Raw genomic sequence first — 20,642 nt, forward strand, 5'->3', positions numbered from 1 at the left:
TCACGCAGCCTTGCGCTTGGCGCGGCGGCGCAGTGCCAGCGGGACAAGCCCTGCACCGAACAGCCCGAGCATGCCCGGCTCGGGAACATCGGTTGAAGATCCGGCGCCGGCGCCACTATCGCCCAAGCCGGTTCCAGCCGAGCCACTCGTCCCGGTCGAACCGGTGCCGGTCGAGCCCGTATCAGTCGAACCGGTGCCTGTTGAACCTGCGTTACCGGTGCTTTCGGTGTCGCCGCTACCCAGCGATCCGCCGAAGCCGCCGTTTTCGCCACCGCCCGCGGCACCGCCGATATTTCCACTGCCCGAAGTGCCTGTGTCGGTGGCAGTGGTGGAACCTGTTTCGCCCGTCGAACCGGCGCCAGTGCCTGCACCATTGTCGCCGTTGCCTATCGTGCCCGAACCAGTTGAACCGGAATCGCTGGTGCTGCCGGAACCTGCCTTGTCGTCTCCGTCGTGATCGCCGATCGAACCGTGGCCAGACCCGTGACCCGATTTGTCATCGGTTTCGTGGCCGCCGCTCGTGTGCCCGATCGATCCGCGACCGTGCTTGTCGTCTGAATCGTGCGAACCGCCGAACAAGCCGGTCAGCGAGGACCAGATACCCTTTTCGCCACCGGTGCCATGCTCCGCGGTTTCGCCGCTGCCCGAAGACCACCAGGTGCCGCCGTGCGACGCGGTGTTCCTTGCAGGCGTGGAATGGCTCCCCGAGGCGGAGCTGCTGCCGGGAAGGCAGCTTGCGACGTAATTGGCCGCGCTGCCCAGCCAACCCCACGAATGGCTCGCTGTGGTCGCCTCGGTTCCGTGGGCCGCGGCGGGAGCGGCGATCGCCAGGCTGGCAGAGGCGAGCAGGGCGATAATGAGCGGGCGCGACATCGGGGGGCGGGCGGGGATCATCGAATTCTCCTTGGGGGGCGTTGTGAGGATGTCTCCTTTCGATTTCGTTGACCCGCGCAAGCGCTGCCTGGGCGCTGTTCACGATCGGGACGCGCGGCCTTGCAATCGTTAACGTCGTCTTGGAAGCTGGCTGCTTTGCGCTATGAGGTGCCCGACGGACGAGCACTGTCATGTCGCGTTGCAAGCAAATTCGCGCCGGGCGTTGGACTTGCAAATCGCGACGACTGCATTTCAGGGGTTGATATGAAATCGTTCGGAAATGTGCTGGATGACAGCAACGGTCTGGGCCGTGGCTTCGACTTCATGCGGATCGCGCTGTCATTGGCGGTGGTCACGCGCCACGTTATCTCGCTGGCCGGCCCGTCCGCTGCCGGCGCAAACCCCGGCGCTGATATCGGCTTCGGGTTTGGGCTGGACTGGATATTTTCCTATTCGATCCTGATCATGTTTTTCGGGCTAAGTGGGTTCCTTATTTCGGGCAGCGCCATGCGCCTGACACTCAAGAATTTCCTGATCAACCGGGGCTTGCGGATATTTCCGGCACTTGCCGTTGAAGTGATCCTGTCGGCAATGGTTCTGGGGCCGATATTCACGACATTGCCGTTAAGCGAGTATTTCACAGACCATAAACTGTTCCTGTATTTCACGAACTTGCTCGGCTTTGTCTATTATTTTCTTCCCGGGGTTTTCAATGGCGAGTGGGTGAACGGTTCGATCTGGACCGTACCATACGAGATGGGCTGCTACGCCATCATCTCGGTGCTGATATACTACCAATTGCTGCGGAAGCGCTGGTTGGTCGTCGGTATATCGGTGGCCATCGGTATCGTCGAAATCGCGCTGGCGTTGATTGATTTCAAAGGTCAGCAACTGACGCTGCATAGTCCTGTAGAAATGATCCGCCTCGCCCCACAATATATCACATATTATATATTTTATGCCAGAGGTTCGCGATTGCTGATATCCTTCACTGTGGGCATTGCGTTCTACCTTTTCAGATACCAGATACCCTATTCGAAACTGTTGTTTGCAGGTGCGGTCGCCGCTGTGCTCGTGGCCGAGTACATCGGCGGGTGGACGAGCGAGGAAAGCCCGACCGCCAACGTATTTATCGTGGTGCCAGTCATTTACATCACGATTTTTCTCGGTCTTACCAACATCCCGCTGCTGTCGATCTTGCGTCGCGGCGATTACTCCTACGGAATTTACCTTTACGGCTGGCCGCTGACGCAGGCGACGCGAATGGTGTTTCCCGAACAGACCAAAAGCTGGCCGTTCCTGCTGGTTGTTTCGCTGGTTCCGATCCTGCTTTTCGCTGCGTTTTCCTGGCATTTCATCGAACGGCCGATCCTGCAGATGCGCAAGAAATTTTCCTTCGTCGCGCGACAGAGGTTGGCGGAAATGGAAAGCGAAACTCCGCCTGCAGAGCCACGTGTTCCCGAACCCGGCCAAAATCCGCTAGCGTAGACGCGGCTGCTGAACCATCGTGTCGCGCAAGCGCAGCCGTGGCCGCTGGATAAATGCTTCCAGATCGGCAGCGCTGCGCGGAATCACGATCGTTTCGCGGTTGGCATAGCAGGCCGGCGCCGCCACTTTCAGCCAGCCGAAGCCGGCCAGCTCGGCTGCCAGCGCGAACAGCCGTTCGATCGCATGCGCGGTGGTGGCATCGGTCTGCGCGGCTTCCTCGGGAAAGTCATCGGCGGTCAGCCCCAGAACCAGGATCGGGGCGAGCGCGGCGGGGCGCGCCCAGAACATCGATCCGCTGGGGAATTCGATCATGCCGTCGCGGCGCAGTTCCACCCCCATGCGCCGGCCCAGCGCGCGCGCGGCGGCAAAGTTGTACTCCCAGCCGGTGAAGGGCCGGATGGGTTCGTGATGCTGCGGAAACACGAGGCCGAGCGCAGGATCGGCCTCGAACAGCGCCAGGATCGAGCGCACCACGGTGTCAGAGCCGCACAAGCCGCCGAGCAGCAGTTCGCGCCAGCCTTCGCCCGCGGTGCTGAATTCGGTCTTCTTCGAATGAAGGAACAGCACAAGGTCGAATTCGGCGTAGCGATCGGTGAACGAAGTCAGCTTTGGCGCCATGTCGCGGCCACGATTGGGAACGATGCGGACTTCGACCGCGCCCTTGTCCCATGTGCCGAACGCCGCAAGAATGTCGCGGCGCTTGGCCTGGGTGTCGGTGCTGATCAGGACCGCAGCGTTGTCGGGCAGATGATGGAGCAGAAGCGCGAATTCGGCGGCGAGTTCAGGGTGGAACATGTGGATCATCGCCGCAACGCGGGGCGTCGCGCTCAGGGCCGGTTCAAAACCGAAGGGTACCCCAAGGCTGAAGTCGCGGTCTGCCGGCAAGCCACCGGCGACGCCCGACTTGTAGAGCCTTCGGCGCAACGATCGGTACGCACGTTCGATCACGGGGTTGGCCAGAGTAAAGTCATGTCGGGCGCTGGCATCATGCCCGGGTCCATAGCGGGTCGCGTCGCGCAAGATCAATTGCTGGCTGGCATTTGCCAGCGGGCACGGGCAAAGGATCGCGTGAAGCGTTGACGGTTTCGCACAACCGAATCCCGACCAAGGAAGGCATTTGCAGCACATGCGCGTTGGGGGATCGATCCACTTGCACGACCAATGGCGTGGAAGCCCATGTTCGATCCTGCAATGACGGCTTGCGATAAAGGTACTGCCGGCCACACCGCGATCATAACCTGGTTCGTGGCCGACGATGCCGCGAACGCGACTTGGTTTCCGCAAGTCGGCGGCCGGTCCGATGCGCCCGAAGCACAGGCGACGTACTGGCGTTGTACGGTGGCATTTTTCGCTTCCAGCCTCGCGCTCAATCCCGGTGCGCGGCACATGTTCTACACCAACACCCGCGTGCCCCGGATCGATGGAGTCGATCTTGCCGCGCTGTTCGCGCGGTGGGGGGTGGAGGTTATTGCGCTGCCGATCACCTATCGGCTGCCGCGCAATGCCGTGTCTTCATGGGGCAACCAGTTCTATGTATTCGATGTTCTCGATGACCTGGCAGGGCGCGAAGACATTGCGCGATCCATTGTGCTCGACAGCGATTGCGTGTGGCGCCAGCCGGTCGATCGGCTGGTAGCGGCCATCGATGCCCATGGCGCGCTAACCTACGAACTCGATCACAGCGAACATGCCGAGCACGAGGCGATCAACGGGCTGTCGCGCGCAGGCATGGCGCGGTTCCTGGCGCGACACAGCGGACCCGAGCGCTCGGCAACGCCCTATTTCGGCGGTGAAATCTACGCGGCTCGGCGCGATGTGACCCGAGCGATCGCGGCGCGCGCCAGGGTGCTATGGCCCGAACTGGTGGCCGGCGCGCCAGACGCCCCGCGCGAGGAAGCGCACCTGCTTTCAGTGATCTACGCACTGGAGAGGATTGCGCCAGGCACCGCAAATGGCTTCATCCGGCGGATGTGGACCACCTTCCATCATCACAACCTGGCGCCGACCGACGCGGCGCTCGCGATCTGGCACTTGCCCGCCGAGAAGAAGACCGGGTTCGCTGATCTGTTCCGCGCCATTGTGGCCGATCCCGCTTGCGATCCGCGCCATGATGCCGCGTCGATGGGGCTGGCTCCAGCCCAGGTGGCGCGTGCGATGGGCTGGCCGCGGCGGCGCCCGGCGAAGTTCGCGCGCGATCTGTCGCTCAAGCTGCGCGAGAAGATCGGCACGTGATGGCCGAGAGTCGCGACGATCCTGTCAATGTCCTGATCGTCGGCATCAATTACGCGCCCGAGGCCGTCGGCATCGGCCCGTTCACGCAAGGCATGGCCGAAGGCCTGGCCGGGCTGGGCTTTGCGGTCGAGGCCGTGGTCGGCAAGCCCTACTATCCGCAGTGGCGCGCCATGCCGGATTTTGCCGGCGGCGGATGGGCACGGTCGACCGAGAACGGCGTCAGGATCGTGCGCTGCCCGCATTACATTCCTCATGATCCCACCGGATCGAAGCGCATCGTCCATCTGGCGAGCTTTGGCGTTTCTGCGTTCGGGCCTGCGGTCCGCGCAGCGCTGCGCCCGAAGGGCGAGCGCCTGGCGGTGATCATCTGCATCGCGCCGGCGTTGCTGAGCGTGCCGGTGGCGTGGATCGCGGCGAAGCTGGCCGGGGCGAAGCTGTGGCTGCATGTGCAGGATTTCGAAGTCGAAGCGGCGTTCGCTACCGGACTGGTCGGCGATGATGGCTGGGCCGCGCGGCTGGCGCGAGGGGTTGAGAACACGTTGCTGCGGCTGGCCGACACGGTCTCCACGATCAGCCCGCAGATGTGCGCTAAGCTCGTGGCCAAGGGCATCGATCCGGCCCGCGTGATCGAGGTCCGCAACTGGGCCAATGCTCCCGCGCCCGATCCGCACGAGGGAGCGTCGTATCGTGCCGAATGGGGCCTGGGCGATCGCAAGGTGGCGCTCTATTCGGGCAATATCGCCAACAAGCAAGGCATCGATATTCTTGTCGAAGCCGCACGGATGTTGGCGGAACGGAGCGACATCGCTGTCGTGATCTGCGGCGAGGGACCGAACCGGGCACGATTGGAAGCGCTGGCGGCGGGGTTGGGCAACGTGTTGTTCCACGATCTCCAGCCGGCCGCGCGGATGGGCGAATTGCTGGGTCTGGCGAGCGTTCATTTGTTGCCGCAGATTGCCGGCGCGGCCGATCTGGTGCTGCCGTCGAAGCTGGCGAACATGCTCGGATCGGGGCGCCCGGTGGTGGCGACCGCGCTGCCTGGAACCGGGCTTTATGCTGAAGTCGAAGGGTGCGGTATTTCGGTGCTGCCGGGTGATGCAAAAGCCCTGGCCAATGCGATCGTGGCGCTGGTCGACGATCCGGCGCGCGCGGCGGAACTGGGCGTTGCAGCGCACGCGCGTGCGGATGAACGCTGGTCGCAGCCGGCGGTGATCGCGCGGCTGGCCGCGGCATTGCGCGCGATTGCGGGGCGCTGAGCGGTGGGCGCCACGCGTGTCTCGATCGCGATGACGACGTACAACGGCGCGCGCTATCTGGCCGAGCAGCTCGACAGCTTTGCCGCGCAGACCCGGTTACCCGACGAACTGGTGGTGGGCGATGACGGTTCGGCCGACGCGACGAAAGCGATCCTTGCCGAATTTGCGGCGCGCGCGCCGTTCCCGGTGCGGGTCACGGCCAACCCTGTCCAACTCGGCCCGTCGCGCAATTTTGCCGAGACAATTCTGCGGTGCGATGGCGATGTGATCCTGCTGTCGGACCAGGATGACCGCTGGGAGCCGGCGAAGCTGCAGACGATGGTGGACTACCTGGCGGCGCACCCCGGTTGCTGGCTTGCCACGCACGATGCCGCCTTGATGGACGGCGCCGGGCGACCAAGTGGGTTGACGATGGGCGGCCAGATCGTGGCAGCGGGCGGCGATCCCGCGCGCGATCTGGTGGCGGGGTGCTGCATGGCGATCGATGCGCGGCTGGCCCGGCTGTACGATCCGCCTCCGCCGACGCGCACGCACGATGCCTGGCTGACCGCGATTGCCGACCTGCTCGATGTGCGCGGCTGGGTTGTGCAGCCGTTGATCGCTTATCGCCGGCACGGGGGCAATGTGTCCGAATCCTACATGTCGCGGCTTGATGGATCGTCGCGGCTGCGGCGTGAGCTCGACCGGCTGGCCAAGGCGCGTGCCGAACCGGTGGCGCAGGCGCTGGACCAGAGCATTGCCGATCGCGCGGCGATGATTGCAGCAATCGAAACGCACCGCGCGACCTTGCTCGAGATCGTGCCCCAGCAAACGCTGGATCGCGCGACTGGCGAGTTGGCGCGCGGGCTGGCGCGAGACCATCAGCGTCGAGCCATCCACACAGGCCCGCGCGCTGCGCGATTGGGGCATCTGGCCAGGGCGATCGGGAGTGGGATTTATGCCGGCCCGGGCGGAATGTTGAGCCTGATGCGCGACGCACACGGCTGCATTCGGGCTGGATGACCGCGTGACCGGTACCTCGGATCGTTCGACCCTGCCGAAATCGGTGCTGGTTTTCGCCCCATCTTCGTTCGGGGGCATTGCCGAACATACGCGTTTCCAGGCGGCCGAACTGGCGCGGCGCGGCGTGATTGTAACCATGCTCACCCGGGTCGATTCGACGCAAATACCGCCTGCCGGAACGTACCGGCAATTGCGCGTTCTTCCGGCGGATCACGCCGGACGCGGGTTGGGCCGGGTGAAGCAGGTTCTGGCGGCCACCGCAGGCTATTACCTGCTGGCGTTGTGGGTGCTTCGGCTGCGGCCCGACCTTGTGCTGCTCGAAGCCAATTCCGAATACTTTGCGCCGCTATGGGCCTGGCCGCATCTGCTGTTGAGCCGGCTGGTGCGCGTGCCGTACCTCGCGAACTTCCACGATCCGCACCGGGCGCGCCATTTCGGCCCGGCCTGGTTGCACGCGTGGTCGGTCTCGCTCGCCAATGCAGTCCTGTGGGGTGGGCTGATCCATGGCACGCCGCCTCCCGAAGCCGGCCTGCCGGCACGGCTGAAGCTGATGATCGCACCGATCGGGCATTTCGACCGGACTGAGGGCGGGCATGCAACTTTCGATCTCAGGGAGCGGCTGGGGATCGATGGGCAAGCGTTTGTGCTGCTGGCTTTCGGACACCTTGCCGATCGCAAGAACCTGGACTTGCTGATCACCGCACTGGCCGACGTTGCCGACGTGCAACTGGTGATCGCCGGTGAGGCGACTTCGGGCAGCCAGCGGCCGGCGCAATTCTATCGCGATCTGGCCGAGCGGACCGGGGTCGGTTCGCGTGTTCACTTCGTCACCAGCTTTATCGCCGATCACGATATCCCGGCCTACTTTCGCGCCGCCGACGCGGTGGCGCTGACTTACAACCGCGAATTCGTGTCGCAGAGCGGCGTGTTGCAGCACGCGGTCGACTGGTCGAAGCCGATCCTGGCTTCTAGCGGACCGGGCCCGTTGCGCGAGACCGTTGTGCGGCATCGGCTTGGCGTTTTTGTCGAACCCGACGATTCTGGTGCGTTGGCCGATGGCCTCCGCCGCTTGTTGCGCGATCGTCCACCGACCGAGAATTTCCTGCGTTATCGCGATTCGGCCAATTGGGGTGTCAATGTCGATCGCTTGATCGAACTGTATGGCCAGTTTGCCGTTGCGCGTTGAAGGCTGGCGCGATCAGATGTCCAACTCGCCGAGCAATGCCGCGATGTTGTCGCGATATCCGGCAAACGTGTAGTTCTGCGCCTCGGCCTGGGCATTGGCGCGCCAGGTATCGAGCCGATCGCGGTCTGCGATCGTCTGAACCATCGCCGCATGTACGGCATCCGTGCTGATCTCGTCGAGCATGATCCCGGTTTCGGGGGTGACCACAGGTGCGCAATGGCGCGACTGGATCAGTGCGCAGCCCGACGCCAGCGCCTCGTAAAGCGTGATCCCGGCACCTTCAAAGTAGCTCGGCAGCATGAACACGTGGTGCTCGGCCATGATCCGCGGCACATCTGCACGCGCGACCGTGGGGATATAGGTCACGCGGTCTGCATAAGGTGCGAACGCCTTGGGTGGCACGCTGAGCGAACCGACGATGGTCAGTTCGGCTTGGTCCGTCGGGATGCGCGCGATCGCTTCGAGGATGTGGTGGATGCCCTTGCGCGGGATAACGAGGCCCAGGAACAGGAACTTGACCGGAGCCTTGCGATCGATCGGCAGCGGGGGCGGCACATCGGCGAACAGCGCTTCATCGAAGCAGTAATTGAGCACGCGGATTTTCGCCGCGATGGCGGGGTCCTGCGTTGCGTCGCGGATCGTGCCTGCAGCGAACGTGCAGCCCACGAGGATGGTGTCGGCCAGTTCGTACTCGCGCTGGTCGCGGGCAATGTTGGCGGAGTCCTCGGCCCGTTCGGTCGGCAGGAACCAGTCGCCATAGCGCGACGCAACATCGGCCATCATCGCGTTGTAGATCCGAAAATCGCCATTGGTGCGATCGAGGATGCACGTGCGGCCCTGGGCCTTGGCCAGCTCGAACGCCTTGAGCGAACTGCCGTTATAGCCCCACAGCGCGAAGCGTTCGGGTGAGCGGATGTCGGCGGCAATGCCGTCAACGAACTTGCGGTTGCCATAGGCGTCGAGCCGCCCGGCCAGTTTGCGCATGCCGCCGCGCATCGCGATACGCTCGATCCATTCGGTGAGCCCGGCGGTACGGACCAGCGAAGGATCGAGCGCGGGATGGCTGAACCGGCGGAATTCGCTGTGCAGCTTGCGGCCCAGCGGCCCCGGCAACCAGCGCTCGGCGCGATAGGGCCAGCGGTCGGGCTGATAGAATATAGAGGTTGCGTACCACGCCAGCCGATCGAGCTGCTGCAGCGCCAGCGCGGTCTGCCAGCTATGCTGGGTGCCCGGGTGAAAGACTGCGATCTTCATCGCGTACCCGATAGCGCAACCTGAAGGCGCAGTAACTTCCGAATTGGTTGCATCTCTCGATTGCCGAATGGGAATACTATTTTCCTACAGATAACCGATTTGGTTATTAAACGCTCGAATCAGTAAACCTCGCCAGCGCTGGAGTTGCCATGCCCACCCCGATCACGAACCCCGCAGGATATGTCGTTCCCGTCGCGCTGAGCTTCGCCGATGCTTCGGGCGCCGCCGCGCTCGTCGCTTCGGCCAATCCGCTGCCGGTGTCGTTCAGCACAGGGCTGGGCGAAATCGAAGTTCGGAACGATGTGGGCAATCCGCTGGCGATCAGCGGGTCGGTAACGCCGATCTGGACCGCTTCGGGCAAGGCTGCGGTCAGCGGCTCGGTTGCCGCAGGTGCGCAGACGGGCGTGTTCTCGCCGCTGCCATGCCGCGATTTCAACGTGACGATCGCCGGAACAGGCGCGGCGCAACTCGAACGCCAGTTCGCCGGCGATGCCACCTGGTACGTGGTCCTGGCCGATGCGCAAAGGCAGGCCCTTCCGCCATCGTTCACCTTCAGCGAAGCCGAAGCAGCGGTGGGCTACCGCGTGAACGTGATCTCGGGTGGCCCGTTCCAGGTGCGCCTAAGCCAATAGCGGACGCGTCTCGGCCGCCAACCCAAGCCTACGCCCTCAGCCTTTTCGCAGGAAGCACCAGCCCATGTCCGTCGATATCCTTGCCCGCGCCCAGGCGGGCGCCGCCAACGCCTCCGCGATCCAGGCACTCAGTCGCGCCAACACCATCGAATTGTTTGCGCAGTTCGGCGGCGTGACGATCGACGCATCGATTTCGACGGTTTCGACTACGGGTTATGCCGCAGCCGGCGTTGGCCGGGGCGTCTATGTGGCTGATTCAGCGGCCAACGCCACGCTGGCGGCGCGCTTCCCGGCGTTCTGTCGCAAGACCGCGAACAATCGCTACTTTCGGCTGGTCGGGCCAGCGGTCACGCCAGAGCAGGCCGGCGCGACCGGTATCGTGGGGACCAACGACCAGCCCGCGATCCAGGCGGCGATCGATTATGCGACGTCGATGGCGATCCCCGAAGTCCACCTCAAGGGTGCATACGAAGCCTGGTGCACGCCGCGCACCAGTTCGCTCCAGACTCAGGCCGACGACGGCCACCTGCTGGTGATCCGCGGCAATATCGCGATCATCGGGCTTGGCGCCGGCGCGACCATCAACCGCAAGAATTACCAGGGCGCTGACCCGGTCAACCAGCAGACGATGCCCAATCCTGCCGACGGCCGGTGGCGCGGAGGTGGCCTGTTCTGGACGCATACCGGCACGATCGACCAGAACACGACCGTTATCCTGCGGAACTTCAAGCTCGATGGCGGGATCAACCAGGGAGTGGATTTCAACGCATACTACGGGATCAACACGCAGGACGGCTGGGACCTGACCGACAAGGGCATCTGGGTGCAGGACTTGCGGTCGGGCACGCTGATCATGGAAGACGTCGAGATCACGCGGTTCCGCGGCGAGATCAACTACTGGTCGGGCTATTCGGATGCCACGTCGACCGATCGGCTGTTCATGACGCGTTGCTATATCCATGAAACCAACGGCGATGCCAACAATGCCACCGGTGGCTACGCCGAGTTCCATCACTGCCGCTTCGGCAAGGGCAATTCGGCCGAAGAGGCGCTCGGCCGCAGCGGGCACCGCTACTACGATTGCGAATTCTTCGATTGTAACGGGCTGACCTTCGTGGGCGGGCCCGATCCGATCTTTCAGAGCGGGTATATCTACACCTACCCCATCCGTCAGCCCGGGTATGTGCCATGGATCGAGCTGTCGAACTGCACCTTCCGCAATTGCAAGGCGATCCAGATCGGCAACTGGGTGCGTGGCAACGTCACCGCGATCGACAGCTATTTCAACGCGGGCGCATCCGACGTTTCGTTGACCATCAACGCCTGGCTGGACAACGCGACCGGCTACACGGCGGTCATCGTAGCGGGGCCGCCGTCGCTGACCACGCAGTTCGACAGTTGCCCGCCGGGGGTTTACGTCCCCGCGGTCGAGCGGTGCTATGTCAAGGTCAACTGCTTTCTGACGCGACAGGCCGCGGCTGCGGGCAACCACTGGGGTTCGGTGTTCGCGGTGTCCGGGATCATCAGCGCCGGCACTTGTTCGTTGACCAGCGACTATGCCATCGCGCAAAACGTCTGGGTTCCGTATGGTCCCGCGACGGGTCTGCGAAACGTGCCCGCAATCACTTGCGGCCAGTTTGTTAGCCAGGGCGTTCCCTACGGCGGGACTTCGGATTCGCCAGCGACCGACGTGGTCTACACCCCGACCTGGAGTTCCGTGGCGATTTCGCCAGGCAGCGCCAGCCCGATCAACGTGACTTTGAGCCCGACTTATGCGGGAACCACATTCACCTTCGAGGACGGCGCGCGCGCAATCTTCTGCCATAACGGAGCGGCCGGGCGGCAGATCCGCTTTGCCGAAGGTGGGGCCGGCCTCGCGCTCAAGCTCGATCGCGTGCTGACCAATCCGGGCGACTTGCTCGAACTGCGTTACAGCACGACCACGGGAAAGTGGCACGAGGAGCGCTTCGGATCGTCGGTCCCGGTCGAGGCGACAGCGCTCGACATGTGGGCGGGGACGAGCTCGGCCAAGGCGGTCACGCCGCGCAAGATCTACGACATGGCGGCGTCGCAGGCGCTGACCGATGCTCCGACGATCGCGGTGGACTTCAACGCGGGCATCAACTTCAGCGTGACGCTGGCTGGCAACCGCACTTTGGCCAATCCGGTCAACGCGAAGTCCGGCCAGTCGGGTGTGATCCGGGTAATCCAGGACGGTAGCGGTGGCAGGACGCTGGCTTACGGGACCAACTGGCGCTTTCCCGGTGGCAGCAGCAGCGGCGGGGCGCTTTCTGGCACGGCCAATGCGGTCGATGTCCTGGCCTATTTTGTCGGCAATGACGGGCTTGTCTACGCCACGGTCGCCAAGGGCTTTTCGGCGTGAATCCGTTTGCGAGCGCCATGCTGGGCAAGGGCAGGGCGACTGCCGTTGCCAACACCCTGAACTATTCGTTCACCGGCGGAGCGCTGCCATCCGGAGTGACGCCAAGCGGTGGCGCGGGCGGGCGGCTGGTCAATACAGCAGGCCTGCTGGTCAGCGCGAGCACCCCGCGGTTCGACTACCATCCGCTCACGCACGCCGCGCGGGGGTTGCTGGTGGAACCGGCCGGCACCAATCTGTGCCTGCAAAGCGAGAGCTTCGACAGCGCCACCTGGTCCAAGACGAGCATAGTGACGACTGCCAATGCCACGGTGGCGCCCGATGGAACGAATACCGCCGATCTGGTTGCGGCCACCTCGACCGGCGCCTTCATGAACCAGGCGGTGGCCAACGTCATGACCGCCGCATTCACCTACTCGTGCTTCTTCAAGGCCGGCAACTTCCAATGGTTGCGGTTCGTCGTGCAAAGCGCATCGGGCGCACATTCGGCGCAGTTCTGGTTCGACCTGACGAACCGTGTTGCGGGGGTGGGGGTTGTCGCGGCTGGCTCGCCGACCATCACCGCGTTTGGACTGGATGATGCCGGCGGTGGCTGGTGCCGGTGCTGGGCCACCGTGCAGGTTCCGTCAGAAACGAGCGCACTGCTCGTGCTGCTGGCGGCGACCGGCAACGGTTCGGGCGCGCAACCGGCCAACGCGCAATATTACGTGTGGGGTGGGCAGATCGAACAATCGCTCAAGCCGACGAGCTATATCGGCCCCACCACCACCGTCAGCGCCAGCCGCAGCGCCGATGCGATCGGCTTCGTGGTGCCCGCGGCAACCGGCCGCCTGGTCTATGCATTCGATGATGCCAGCCAGCAAACTGTAGCGACGGTGCCCGGAGCGTATACAGTGCCCGCCACGCTTAATCGGGCGCGGATCGTTTCGATCACGGGAACGGCTTGATTGCGGGCCTGCCCCCGCTAAGGCTGGCCGACCAAGGCGGGGTACGGGCATGGCAGCGGGTGATCATCGAGGCGGCAGACCGATCACGATCGGCCTCGTCTGGGCGCAGTTCGCCGCTTACCACATCGATCGCTGCGAAGCGGTTGCGCGGCGGTTCGAAGGACGTGCGACGGTGCTGGCCGTGGAAGTGGCCACTACGTCGAGCGATTATGCTTGGGAGCCGTCGGGCGCCATAACCGGTGGCCGCAAGGTGACGCTGTTCCCGGGAAAATCGTTCGACCAGTTGTCGAACTGGCAGCGTTTCCGTGGCTGCTGGGCCGAGCTGCGGCAATGCGATTGGGTGTGCATCGGGCTGAGCTATGCCGAACTGTCGACGATCCTGCTGGTCGTCATCTTGCGGCTTTCGGGCAAGCGGATGGTGGTGTTCAGCGAATCCAAGCTCGACGACAAGCCGCGTAATACGTTGGGAGAACTGGCCAAGCGCCTGATCCTGTGGCCCTACAATGCGGCAATCGTCGGGGCGACACGGCATATCGCCTATTTCCGCATGCTGGGCTTTCGGCGCCGCGCGGTGCTGCCGGGTTACGACGGCGTTGGCCTCGATCGCGTCCGGGCCCAGGGCGGCGGGCAGCTTGCGCCGGGTGGTCGTCCGTTCGAGCAGCGCGACTTCGTGTTCGTCGGCCGGTTCGTCGACAAGAAGAACCTGCCGCATCTGGTTGAGTCCTTCGCTCGCTATGTTGCGATTGCCGGGGCGGGTGCGCGGCGCCTCGTTCTGGTCGGCTCCGGCCCCGACGAACCAGCCTTGCGCGCCATGGTCGGAACCTTGGGCCTTGCCGATCAAGTGGAGTTCCCCGGCTTTCTTCCCGCAGGCGCGGTTTCGCGCTGCCTGGCCGACGCACTGGCGCTCGTTCTCCCAAGCGTCGAGGAACAATGGGGCCTCGTGGTCAACGAAGCGCTGGCATTCGGCTTGCCGGTCATCGTTTCGCACCAGGTGGGTTCGCGCGACGCCTTAGTGCGCGATGGCGTGAACGGCCATGTCGTTACTTCGGATTCGGTCGAGCAACTGGCGCAAGCGATGCACGATATCGCCAGCGACCGGGGCAAGTGGGAAGCGAAGGTTGCGGCGTCGCACCAGCGCGCATGGCTGGGCGATTGCGAGCGGCTGGCCGATGCACTGGAATTGCTGATCGAACCGCAGAACGCTCACGCCCGCGCCAATGTCGATCGGTTCCTCGCCCAACTGGCCTGACGGCTATTCCAGCCCGCTGTCGCCCAAAGTGCCCAAATACCAGCGCGCCGTCCCTTCGAGCCCGACCGCGGTCAGAACGCCCGATGCGTAAGCGCCGGTATCGATGCCGATGCGGTTGGCGCGTTCGTCCACTGCTTCGGTGATGGTGTGGCCGTGAATGACCATCACGCCGTGATCGCGCTTGTCTTCGAGGAATTCGCTGCGGATCCAGCGAAGATCGGACAGGCGCTGCAATTCGAGATCGACGCCGGGGCGGATGCCTGCGTGGACGAACAGATAATCGCCGATTCGCACCTGGTTTTCCATCGCGCGCATGAAGGCGAGATGGTGTTCGGGTATCAAGGCCGGCAGCATTTCCTGCAGTTCGTCAAGCGTGGCTTCGTTGTACGCGTCGCGGTCGAGGCCGTAGCTCAGCAAGGTTTCGCGTCCGCCATAGGTGATGAATGCGCGCAGAACCTCGCGCTTTTCAAACGCCAGCAGCAGCATTTCCTCATGATTGCCCGCGATCACCCGCAGCGGCTTGCGGTTCCTTAGCGCCATCGCCGCTTCGAGCACGCTGGCGCTGTCCGGGCCGCGATCGACTAGGTCCCCCAACAGCACGATCGTGGTTTGAGCGGTCCCGCGCGCCGCATCGTCGGCCTCGATCAACGCCACCAGTTCCTCGAACAGATCGCGCCGTCCGTGGATATCGCCGATGGCATAGACCCGCTGGCCCGCCGGAACGGCAGGTTGGGGCAATGCATTGCCGCGGATGATTTTTCGGATCTTGGAAAGCATTGGGTTTGAACAGGTAAAAGTCGGAACGGCACTTTGGGTCGGCAAGGCAGCGCGCTATAGAGCCCGGCGGAGCGTGGTACAATCAAGGTCGTCCGGACCCAAGCCGCTCTATCGATTTCGGCTTAACGCCACCAGAACCAATGCCAAGGGAGACCGCGCATGACCAAGTTTCTGCACACGATGATCCGGGTGCGCGATCCCAAGGCCACAGTGGCGTTCTTCGAGCTGTTCGGCGTCCACGAAATCCGGCGTTTCGATAGCGAGAAAGGCCGCTTCACGCTGATCTTCCTTGCGGCGCCTGGGCAGGAAGGCGTTGCCGAAATCGAACTGACGCACAATTGGGACCCGGAAGAGTACACCGGCGGGCGCAATTTCGGGCACCTGGCGTTTCAGGTCGACGATATCTACGCCACCTGCCAGCGGCTGCACGATGCCGGCGTGGTCATCAACCGCCCGCCGCGCGATGGGCACATGGCGTTCGTCCGCTCGCCCGACGGGATCTCGATCGAACTGTTGCAGGATGGCCGGCTTGAACCCGCCGAACCCTGGGCGAGCACTGCCAACACCGGCGAGTGGTAAGCCAGCCGATCGTGCTCGATGCCGTTTCAGACCTGCCCGGCGCGCCCGATGGCGCCGAGCCCGCGCGCGAGGTCTTCGCACCCATTGCGCCGACCGTTCCGCTGCGCAGCGGCGAGCCTTACGCGCGCGATGAACTGCTGCAGGAATTGTTCGCCGCAACCGTGGCGCAATATGGCAGCCGCGCCGCGCTCAAGCTGCTGGCTCCCGATGCCGAGTTCGATCGCCGTACAGAGCTGACCTATTGGGAACTGTCGGACCGTGCGCTCCAGTTCGCGGGCATGTTGCGCGCGATGGGGATCGAACGCGGCGATCGCGTGGTGATCTGCCTGCCGCGCGGGCTCGACCAGTATATGGCGATCCTTGGCATTCTTTGGGCTGGCGCGGCTTATGTGCCTGTGGATTGGGCCTACCCGCAGGACCGCATCGACTTCATCATCGAGGATTCGGCCGCGTGCCTGGTCGTCACCGACAGCGAGCGCGCTGGCGCGATGCCGGTGCTGACGTTGGCGATCGATACCGCGCTGGGCGATCTTGCCGCGCAGCCAGTCGCGCCGCTGCCGCGTTCCGAAACAGGCGCTGACCCGGCTGACCTCGCCTACATCATCTATACTTCGGGTACGACCGGGCGGCCCAAGGGCGTGATGATCACGCATGCCAACGCCTGCCACCTGGTGCGGTCCGAATGCGCGATCCTGGGGCTCACGCCCGACGACAAGGTGTTCGGTGGGTTCAGCCTGGCCTTCGACATGTCGGTCGAAACGATGTGGAGCGCGTTCTTCACCGGCGCGCTGCTGCTGGTGGCAACCGAGGGGCTGGCCAAGGCCGGTCCCGACATGGCGCTGCCGCTGGTGAGCGAAGGCGCGACCGTGTGGCATGTGGTGCCTTCGCTGCTGGCGCTGGTCGAAACAGCGATGCCGGCGCTGCGGCTGGTCAACCTGGGGGGCGAGGCCTGTCCACCCGAGCTGGTCGACCGCTGGGCACGCCCCGGCCTGCGGCTGCTGAACACCTATGGGCCTACCGAGACGACCGTCACCGCGACCTGGACCGAGGTCCAGCCCGGCCGCCGTGTCACGATCGGCCGGCCGTTGCCCGGCTACACCGCGTGGGTGGTCGACGAAAAGCTGTGGCCGGTCCCGGCTGGCAGCGAAGGCGAACTGGTCATCGGCGGACCGGGCGTGGGCGCGGGCTATGTCGGTCGGCCCGACCTCACCGCCGAAAAGTTCGTGTTCACTCCCTTCGCCACGTCCGATGGCCAACCGACGCTGATCTACCGTTCGGGTGACCTGGTTCGGCTGGATTCAGTGGGCGACATCGAGTTCATCGGCCGCATCGACACTCAAGTGAAAATCCGCGGGTTTCGTGTCGAACTGGCCGAGATCGAGGCCGTGATCGCCGATGATCCGGCAGTGGCGCAAGCGGTCGTACAACTGTTCCGCGACGATGATGGCTCGGAAATGCTGGCGGCGTTCGTGGTCGGGCGCGGTGGGCCAAATGGTTCGAAGGCGCCGATCGACCTTGAGCCGGTCCGCGCACGCGTCCGCGATCGGCTGCCCAACTACATGCGGCCCGCAGCGTACCAGCAGCTCGACGCGATGCCCACGTTGCCGGCATCGGGCAAAGTCGATCGCAAGGCTCTGGTGCGGCCGGTTGCGCTGCCCAGCGAAGACCGCGAGACGATCGAACCCGAAACCCCGCTCGAACGCGCGCTGCACGCGATCTGGAGCGAATCCTTCGCGGGCCAGAAGGTCTCGGTTTGCGACGATCTGTTCGAAGATCTGGGCGGCCATTCGCTCAAGGCGGCGCGTCTGGTCTCGGCGATCCGTACGCTGCCGGGGCTGGCCGGTGCCTCGATCCAGGACCTGTACGACAAGCCGACGATCCGGGGCCTTGCCGAACGGCTGGGCGGCGCGTCGCTGGCCGGGCTGTCGAACGAGAGCGGCGGCGAGGAGACCTTCACGCGGATTTCGGACGCGAAACGCCGGCTCTGCGTGATCGCGCAGACGATCGCGCTGGTGCCGATCTACGCGCTCGCCGGGCTGCAATGGTTCTTCCCCTACCTCGCCTACACGCACTTTTCGGGGCAGCATGACCGGTTGGAAGCACTGGCGATTTCGGGGCTGGCGTTCGTGTTCATCCCGCCGCTGGCCATGGTGCTGTCGGTGGTGGTGAAGTGGCTGGTGATCGGTCGCTACCGCGCGGGTGATTATCCGTTGTGGGGCGGATACTATTTCCGCTGGTGGCTGGTGCGGCGCTTCGCCGACGTGATCGCGACGCCCTACATCGCGGGCACGCCGATGATCCGCACCTATTACCGGCTGCTGGGTGCCAAAGTCGGCCACCGCGCCTTCATCGGGCGCGGCGTAATCGATGCGCCCGATCTCGTTACCATCGGCGACGATGCGGTGATCAGCGACAACGCGATGATCGCGACCAGTTCGGTCGAGCGCGGGTTATTGCGGTTGGGACCAGTGGAGATCGGCGCCCGCGCCGGCGTGGGCACGATGGGCATCGTCGGGCGCGGCAGCCGGATCGAAGCGGACGCCGTACTCGATGGCTTGTCCGCGCTGGCCACCGATGCGGTGATCCCCGCCGGGGAATTGTGGACCGGATCGCCGGCGCGGCCGAGCGGTCGCCCGCCCGAATGCGGTGAGCTGCCGGTCATTTCGCCACTCAAGCGGGCATTGATCCGCGTGGCTTTGGCGATCGGTGCATTCCTGCTGCCGATCGTGGCGATCCTGCCGATTTCCCCGGGCCTGGTCATGATGATCGAGCTCGACTGGAACAGCGAAGGTTATTCCTACCTGCTCGTCGCGCCGCTGCTGGCGACGACATACGTGCTGCTGATGTGCCTGATCACGGTGCTGGCCAAGCACCTGATCATGGGCAAGGTGCGCCCCGGTCGCTACCCGCTTGCAAGCTGGTTCTACGTACGGTTCTGGTTCGTGCAGCAGATCAACGATCTGGCGCTCAACTTGCTGCATCCAATTTACGCAACGCTGTTCGTGGCGCCGTGGTATCGGGCGCTGGGGGTCAAGGTCGGCCGGCGTGCGGAAATTTCGACCGCGGCGGCGATCGTGCCCGACCTGGTCGAGATCGGCCCCGAGAGCTTTATCGCCGACGACGTGAACTTCGGTGCGGCGCGGATCGAGAACGGCGCAATCCGGCTGGAGCGCACCACGATCGGCAGGCGCAGTTTCATCGGCAATTCGGCGCTGCTGCCCGCCGGGTCGATCATCGGTGACGACGTGCTGATCGGCGTGCTGTCGCGCCCACCCGCCGGTGGCGAGGCGTCGGCAAGCGGCGGCACCTGGTTCGGTTCGCCGCCGATTTCCTTGCCGCAACGCCAGCAGGTCGCGCTGTTCGACGAAGGCGCGCGGTTCAACCCTTCCAAGCGGCTGGTGGTGACGCGGCTGGGAATCGAATCGGTGCGCGTGATCCTGTCGCTGACGGTGTTCATCGCGCTGTTCGTGGGCCTGCTGTCGATCGTGGGTTCGATCGACGAACGGCCCAACGGACCGCTGCTGATCGCGCTGGCGTTTCCGTTCCTTTACATCGGCTTCGCGCTGGGTTGCGGGCTGTTCGTGGTCGCGCTCAAATGGCTGGTGATCGGTCGCTATCGCCAGACCGTGCAGCCGCTGTGGAGCCCGTTCGTGTGGCGCACCGAACTGGTGACCTCCACCTTCGAGAACCTGGCGGTGCCCAACTTGCTGCTGCCCTTGCGCGGCACGCCGTGGTTGCCGGCCTATCTGCGCCTGCTCGGTTGCAAGATCGGCAAGCGTTGCTTTTTCGACAGTTCGGATGTGACCGAATACGATCTGGTTTCGATCGGTGACGACGTGGCCATGAACGATTTCGCCGGCGTGCAGACCCACTTGTTCGAGGACCGGGTGATGAAGGTCGGCCCGGTCAAGATCGGCAACCGCGTTACGATCGGCAGCCACGCGGTCGTGCTCTACGATGCCGAGATCGGCGAGGATGCGCAGCTCGGCGACCTGTCGGTGGTGATGAAGGGCGAATTCCTGCCGCCGCGCACCTCGTGGGAGGGTAGCCCGGCGCGGCTCGCCAGCGGGCATTGATCGATTGCGCTCCGGTGTGGGCCAGCGGGGCATTGGCGCAAGTGCAGTGGATCGAAGGGCGGCCGCTTGCCTGGCGGGTGCGGCTGGATGACGAACAAACGCAGCGCGATGCCGGGCGTGCCGTGCTTTCGGCGCGCGAAGTTGCGGCGTTTGCACACATGGGGGACGCGCCGTGGCGGATCACCCGCCGTCTGCTCGCCAAGGCGCTGATCGCCCATGTCGCGCGGTGCCATCCCGATCACGTCCTGATCGAACGCGACGCTTTCGGCGCGCTGGGCGTGGTTGCGCCAGCGGGGTGGCACCTCAGCCTGGCGGGCCAGCCGCCGCACGCGCTGATCGGGCTGGATCACGCGCCGATCGGCGTGGATATCGAGCCCGAGACCGCCGCTCCGCCGCCCGATGACGCCTTTTCAGCCGACGAACTGGCCGCGCTGGACAAGCTCTGGCCCGGAAATGCCGACCGTGCACGGCTTATCGGCTGGGTTGCGAAGGAAGCGCACGCCAAGGCGAGCGCGCGAGCGCGGCAGCTTGGCCCGCGCGACATAGAACTTGGCACTCACGTGGGCGTGCTTGTCGCCCAGAGCTGCGCAATGACCACGCATGTTTACGTTTCGATCGACAGCGGGACGATCGCGGCGGTGGCGATCTGAACGGCAGTTTACAACCGCATTCAGCCTTTCGGCACCGGCCATTTCATAGCCTCGCTTCACC

The 20,642-nt window shown here is 64.5% G+C and carries 16 protein-coding genes; 12 read left to right on the top strand and 4 right to left on the bottom strand.

What is annotated here, in order from left to right:
* Positions 1-894, bottom strand: coding sequence for a PEP-CTERM sorting domain-containing protein (locus Q0R16_RS05660; protein WP_295633304.1), 894 nt, complete (start codon positions 892-894; stop codon positions 1-3).
* Between the two features lie 243 nt (positions 895-1,137).
* Between Q0R16_RS05660 and Q0R16_RS05665 the strand changes: the two genes are divergently transcribed.
* Complete coding sequence (locus tag Q0R16_RS05665) at positions 1,138-2,361, top strand: acyltransferase (protein ID WP_295633307.1); 1,224 nt, start codon at positions 1,138-1,140, stop codon at positions 2,359-2,361.
* On the opposite strand, the gene Q0R16_RS05670 is transcribed toward Q0R16_RS05665, so the two are convergent.
* Positions 2,353-3,381 (bottom strand): rhamnan synthesis F family protein, encoded by a 1,029-nt coding sequence (locus tag Q0R16_RS05670; RefSeq protein WP_295633310.1) that lies wholly within the window; start codon positions 3,379-3,381, stop codon positions 2,353-2,355. The genes Q0R16_RS05665 and Q0R16_RS05670 overlap by 9 nt on opposite strands.
* A gap of 156 nt (positions 3,382-3,537) precedes the next feature.
* On the opposite strand from Q0R16_RS05670, the gene Q0R16_RS05675 reads away from it, so the two are divergent.
* The 4 genes from Q0R16_RS05675 to Q0R16_RS05690 are packed head-to-tail and all read left to right on the top strand — an operon-like array spanning position 3,538 to position 8,037.
* Positions 3,538-4,593 carry a hypothetical protein gene (locus Q0R16_RS05675; protein WP_295633313.1) on the top strand — a complete coding sequence of 352 codons (1,056 nt, stop codon included), beginning with the start codon at positions 3,538-3,540 and terminating at the stop codon, positions 4,591-4,593.
* Positions 4,593-5,849 carry a WcaI family glycosyltransferase gene (locus tag Q0R16_RS05680; protein WP_295633316.1) on the top strand — a complete coding sequence of 419 codons (1,257 nt, stop codon included), beginning with the start codon at positions 4,593-4,595 and terminating at the stop codon, positions 5,847-5,849. Before Q0R16_RS05675 ends, Q0R16_RS05680 begins: the two co-directional genes overlap by 1 nt.
* Before the next feature lie 3 nt (positions 5,850-5,852).
* Positions 5,853-6,851, top strand: a complete 999-nt coding sequence (locus Q0R16_RS05685; protein WP_295633319.1) for a glycosyltransferase — start codon at positions 5,853-5,855, stop codon at positions 6,849-6,851.
* 4 nt (positions 6,852-6,855) lie between these two features.
* A complete protein-coding gene (locus tag Q0R16_RS05690; protein ID WP_295633322.1) occupies positions 6,856-8,037 on the top strand; it encodes a glycosyltransferase in 1,182 nt (393 codons plus the stop codon).
* A gap of 12 nt (positions 8,038-8,049) precedes the next feature.
* Here the strand turns inward: Q0R16_RS05690 and Q0R16_RS05695 are convergent, their stop codons facing one another.
* Complete coding sequence (locus Q0R16_RS05695) at positions 8,050-9,291, bottom strand: glycosyltransferase family 4 protein (protein WP_295633325.1); 1,242 nt, start codon at positions 9,289-9,291, stop codon at positions 8,050-8,052.
* Between the two features lie 149 nt (positions 9,292-9,440).
* Between Q0R16_RS05695 and Q0R16_RS05700 the strand changes: the two genes are divergently transcribed.
* The 4 genes from Q0R16_RS05700 (at position 9,441) to Q0R16_RS05715 (ending at position 14,499) form a co-directional block, all read left to right on the top strand.
* Positions 9,441-9,923 carry a hypothetical protein gene (locus tag Q0R16_RS05700; RefSeq protein WP_295633328.1) on the top strand — a complete coding sequence of 161 codons (483 nt, stop codon included), beginning with the start codon at positions 9,441-9,443 and terminating at the stop codon, positions 9,921-9,923.
* A gap of 64 nt (positions 9,924-9,987) precedes the next feature.
* Positions 9,988-12,306, top strand: a complete 2,319-nt coding sequence (locus Q0R16_RS05705; RefSeq protein WP_295633331.1) for a hypothetical protein — start codon at positions 9,988-9,990, stop codon at positions 12,304-12,306.
* On the top strand, positions 12,303-13,250 hold the full coding sequence (locus tag Q0R16_RS05710) for a hypothetical protein (protein ID WP_295633335.1): 948 nt from the start codon (positions 12,303-12,305) through the stop codon (positions 13,248-13,250). Before Q0R16_RS05705 ends, Q0R16_RS05710 begins: the two co-directional genes overlap by 4 nt.
* 49 nt (positions 13,251-13,299) lie before the next feature.
* Positions 13,300-14,499, top strand: a complete 1,200-nt coding sequence (locus tag Q0R16_RS05715) for a glycosyltransferase (RefSeq protein WP_295633338.1) — start codon at positions 13,300-13,302, stop codon at positions 14,497-14,499.
* 3 nt (positions 14,500-14,502) lie between these two features.
* On the opposite strand, the gene Q0R16_RS05720 is transcribed toward Q0R16_RS05715, so the two are convergent.
* Complete coding sequence (locus Q0R16_RS05720; protein WP_366857191.1) at positions 14,503-15,237, bottom strand: metallophosphoesterase family protein; 735 nt, start codon at positions 15,235-15,237, stop codon at positions 14,503-14,505.
* Positions 15,238-15,435: 198 nt separating this feature from the next.
* Between Q0R16_RS05720 and Q0R16_RS05725 the strand changes: the two genes are divergently transcribed.
* Genes Q0R16_RS05725 through Q0R16_RS05735 form a run of 3 tightly spaced genes read left to right on the top strand, consistent with a single transcriptional unit; the run spans position 15,436 to position 20,581 of the window.
* Positions 15,436-15,855 carry a VOC family protein gene (locus tag Q0R16_RS05725; RefSeq protein WP_295633346.1) on the top strand — a complete coding sequence of 140 codons (420 nt, stop codon included), beginning with the start codon at positions 15,436-15,438 and terminating at the stop codon, positions 15,853-15,855.
* A complete protein-coding gene (locus tag Q0R16_RS05730; RefSeq protein ID WP_295633349.1) occupies positions 15,849-19,931 on the top strand; it encodes a Pls/PosA family non-ribosomal peptide synthetase in 4,083 nt (1,360 codons plus the stop codon). The genes Q0R16_RS05725 and Q0R16_RS05730 overlap by 7 nt, the downstream gene beginning before the upstream one ends.
* Positions 19,928-20,581 carry a 4'-phosphopantetheinyl transferase superfamily protein gene (locus Q0R16_RS05735; protein WP_295633352.1) on the top strand — a complete coding sequence of 218 codons (654 nt, stop codon included), beginning with the start codon at positions 19,928-19,930 and terminating at the stop codon, positions 20,579-20,581. The genes Q0R16_RS05730 and Q0R16_RS05735 overlap by 4 nt, the downstream gene beginning before the upstream one ends.
* Positions 20,582-20,642: the final 61 nt, after the last annotated feature.

It is taken from the genome of Novosphingobium sp., assembly GCF_025351285.1.
Lineage (GTDB): Bacteria > Pseudomonadota > Alphaproteobacteria > Sphingomonadales > Sphingomonadaceae > Novosphingobium.